Here is a 3687-nt window from a genome sequence, read left to right as displayed (position 1 = left end):
AAGATCGAACCGCCCTGCTGGAGTTCGGTGGTCCCTCGCTGCGGCTGGACACAGAACAACACCAGAACGGGCGCCGCGCCACCAACTTCCATGTGTTCGGCCATTGTTCGCAGTACGCGCGATTTGGGGTCGTCAGCGTCGTTTTCCGGCAGCGAGATCGAATAAAACTCGGTCATCACCTCCCAGGTCTTATGGGCCGCAGCCGTGATCACGTCGCGTAAGCTCTGCGATCGCAGGACGACGAACTTCCATGGCTGCTGATTTCCTCCGGACGGAGCCCAGCTCGCCGCGCGGAGACATGAGTCGATCACCTCGTCGGACACGGGTTCGTCGCGATACCGCCGGACGCTCGACGCGGTATGCATGACCTCCCATAGGTCCGCCGATGTCCGCGGGACATCTTGTTCGCTCATGATTTCGCCGTCGCGGGCAGCATTCCCTGCCAAGTCCCGCCGCGGACCGGGCCGGTGATAAGTGGTAGATCCAGCGTCGACAGGACACCCGGTGGTGCTGCGATGACTACCGGAATCGCGTTGAGTTCCCGCATCACCGTCGCATACGTCAACCCCCGCATATTGTTCCCCCGTCCGTGCATCTCGATGTCAACGGTGTACGTGGGTAGGCCGTCGACAATGACGCGGTAACCACCGTGCGGCGACGGATGCCGCGGCCACTCCGGAGCCGACCCTTCGCCCATGCGGGTGATGTGCTCAAGCACCACCCGCTCCTCACCGTCGACGATTCCCGCGAGCTTGAATCGCATTCCGCCCATCGTCCCTGGCTCGACCCACCCCGAGGCGACTTCGTAACGCTCTGTGGCCAACCACTTTTCGATGGTGGTGTCGACACGATCGAGCGGCAAGCCGACGCCGTCCCCGACTAGATGTACGATCGGCGCCCACAACGCGGCTAGGCGCTCGGTGTCGAACAACGGCGCCGGATGGCCTGGCGGGTGGCCGAATCCCATGAAGTCGAACATGATGTCGGGCTGGTTGATGGGACCGTAATCGAGCATCTCGAGCATGGTGATGGTGTCGACGCGGCTGCTGAAGCCCGTCATCGTCAACGCGATGACATCGTTGGCCCAGCCCGGGTCGACGCCACTATTGAAGAAGCTGGTGCCGCCCTGTTCGCACGCCGACGCAATGAGGTCGACGGTCTGCTTGTCGGCGGCGGGTGGGTAACACATCGGCACCAGCGAGGTACATACGACGTTCTTTCCCGCGCGCAGGCAGCCGGCGATGTCCTGTGCAGCCTCGTGATACCGGTAGTCCCCCGACGCGAAATAGGCGACCACGTCGGCGTCGAGAGCCAGTGCGGCACCGACGTCGCGGGTGGCGATGACGCCGGTCACCGGCATTCCGCACAGATCGCCAGCATCCTTGCCCGCTTTGGCCTCGGCGTGCACAACGACGCCGACAAGGTCCAACCCCGGATGCGCGATCAGCGCGCGCAACGCGCCGGCCCCGACTTGACCGGGACCCCAGAGAATCACCCGTGGCTTACGTTGGCAGTCCGTCATCTGCGCCCTTCCCGGTTAACCCCGTCCAACCTGTGAGAACATACCTTCTCAGATATTGATAACACCATTGCCGCATCAGAAGAACCATGGAGGAGACAATGAGCGATTACGAGTTCTTGAAGTGGGAGACGTTCGACGACGGCCAGATCGTCCGAATTTCGTTGAACCGCCCGGAACAGCGCAACGCGCAAAACCGCGGAATGTTGGTCGAACTCGACGACGCCTTCGCCCGCGCCGAGGCCGACGACAATGTCCGCGTCGTCATCCTCGCCGGTGAGGGGCCCATGTTCTCCTCTGGCCACGACATCGGCTCGAAGCAGGCCCGCGCCGAGTTCACCCCTGGACCGGGTCAGCACCCGACGGCGGCCATCAACGGCGGGACCCGGGAGGGCGCGGAGAAGATCATGCTGCAGGAGTGGCACTACTTCTTCCAGAACAACCTGCGCTGGCGAAACCTGCGCAAGATCACGATCGCGCAGGTCCACGGCGACGTGTTCTCCGCGGGCCTGATGCTGATCTGGGCATGCGACTTGATCGTGGGAAGTGAAGACGTGCGCTTCGCCGATGTTGTCGGCACGCGGCTCGGTATGTGCGGCATGGAGTACTTCGGGCACCCATGGGAGTTCGGCCCCCGTCGCACCAAGGAACTGATGCTGACCGGCGATGCGATCGACATCGAGGAGGCTTACCGGCTCGGCATGGTCAGCAAGATCTTCAAAAGAGAGGAGTTATCCGACCGCACACTCGAAATGGCCCGACGCATCGCCACGGTGCCGACAATGGCCGCTCTGCTCATCAAGGAGTCGGTCAACCAGTCCGTGGACAACATGGGCTTCTACAACGCCCTGCAGTCCTGCTTCACCCTGCACCAGCTGAACCACTCCCACTGGGTCGGAGTACGGGATGACAAGCGTGCCACCGCCGGCGAGGAGCAGGGGAGTGCCGAACTGGCGAACCGCTCCCCCGATAGTCTTGTCGGTCAAAGACCGAGTGCGCGCTGAGGCGTAATAGCCGGTTCAGTTCGCCGCGGCCCCGTAGCGGGCGTCCGCGACGCGATCGAGGGCAATGGCCGATTCGCCGTACACCATCGCCCACCCCCGGACCCGTCTGTAATACAGCTGGATGTCACCTTCCATGGAGAATCCGTAGCCACCGTGGATGTGCAGGCTGCGCTGGGTCGCGTCGCGCGCGGTCTCGTATGCGAACGCGAATGCCATGGCTGCCAGCTCGGTCACGCGCTCCGGCTCGTCGACGAACGCGCACGCCGCCTCGAGCGCCAGCAACAGCGCGCCGTCGGCCGCAGTGGCACTGTCCGCCAACGGATGAGACACCGCCTGAAAGGATCCGATCGGAGTCCCGAATGCCTGTCGCTGTTTGGCGTACTCGACACCGAGTTCGACGGCCTTCTTCGCCGCGCCCGCGAGCGCCGAAGCGGTCAACGCGAGCCACAGATCCAGTGCATCGGAGAACATCCGCCTCGCATCGTCTCCCTCGGCAAGAACCGCGACGTCGTCGTCGACCGTGATATCGGCCAGCGGAAGCGACCCTAGATTCTGCACAAGGCGACGGTTCACGCCGAGCGGCACCGCGATCAGGCGCTCGCCCAATAGCGCCACCACCGTATCCGCCACGGCCCCGGCGGGTACGAGGCCGAGCACCTGTTTGCGTGCGACGCGAGGCGCAAAACTGACGAGCTTGTCACCCGTCATCGCTTCCGCCAGCAGACCTGCGCCGGCATCACCAGACCTGGCGAGCAGCCTGGCTGCGACTTGGGCCTCGATGACCGGAGCGGACGCGAGCGCCCGACCGTACTGCTCGGCGATCAAGGCCAATTCGAGCTCGGATGCACCCCAGCCGCCTGCGGCTTCGCCGACGGCCATCTGGACGGCACCGGTCTCCAATAGCGCCCTCCACAGCCGGGAATCGAAACCCACAGGCTCCGCGGCCCGCACCCGCTGCGACGTCGACTGCCGCGCATACATCGCGGCGAACGAGTCGACAAGCTGGCGTTGCTCGCCGGGAAGGCTCAAGTCCACGCTTAGGTCCCATCACGTGCGGATATGGTTACTCTCACAAATGAGAGTAACATTATCGCGCGTGCCGCCCCCGGGCCCGTCGTGAGACAGATTGGTTCTGATCCATGCACTTTCAGCTCGACGCCACCA

General features: G+C 64.0%; 3 protein-coding genes and 1 pseudogene. 1 reads left to right on the top strand and 3 read right to left on the bottom strand.

The window, feature by feature from the left end:
* Window positions 1–413: nitroreductase family protein (locus tag A5652_RS10265; protein ID WP_197513893.1), on the bottom strand; the 413-nt coding region annotated here is incomplete at its 3' end.
* On the bottom strand, window positions 410–1495 hold the full coding sequence (locus tag A5652_RS10260; RefSeq protein ID WP_067350156.1) for a dihydrodipicolinate reductase: 1086 nt from the start codon (window positions 1493–1495) through the stop codon (window positions 410–412). The genes A5652_RS10265 and A5652_RS10260, both read right to left, overlap by 4 nt.
* Window positions 1496–1620: 125 nt before the next feature.
* Here A5652_RS10260 and A5652_RS10255 point away from each other — a divergent pair.
* Window positions 1621–2530 (top strand): annotated as a pseudogene (locus A5652_RS10255) (enoyl-CoA hydratase).
* Window positions 2531–2538: 8 nt separating this feature from the next.
* Here A5652_RS10255 and A5652_RS10250 read toward each other — a convergent pair.
* Window positions 2539–3558: an acyl-CoA dehydrogenase gene (locus A5652_RS10250; protein ID WP_067350154.1), complete on the bottom strand. Its 1020-nt coding sequence runs from the start codon at window positions 3556–3558 to the stop codon at window positions 2539–2541.
* Between the last annotated feature and the right edge of the window lie 129 nt (window positions 3559–3687).

It is taken from the genome of Mycobacterium sp. 1165178.9 (genome assembly GCF_001673555.1).
GTDB lineage: Bacteria > Actinomycetota > Actinomycetes > Mycobacteriales > Mycobacteriaceae > Mycobacterium.
Note: the sequence above shows the minus strand (reverse complement) of the source record. Positions and strands in the feature narration are given on the sequence as shown.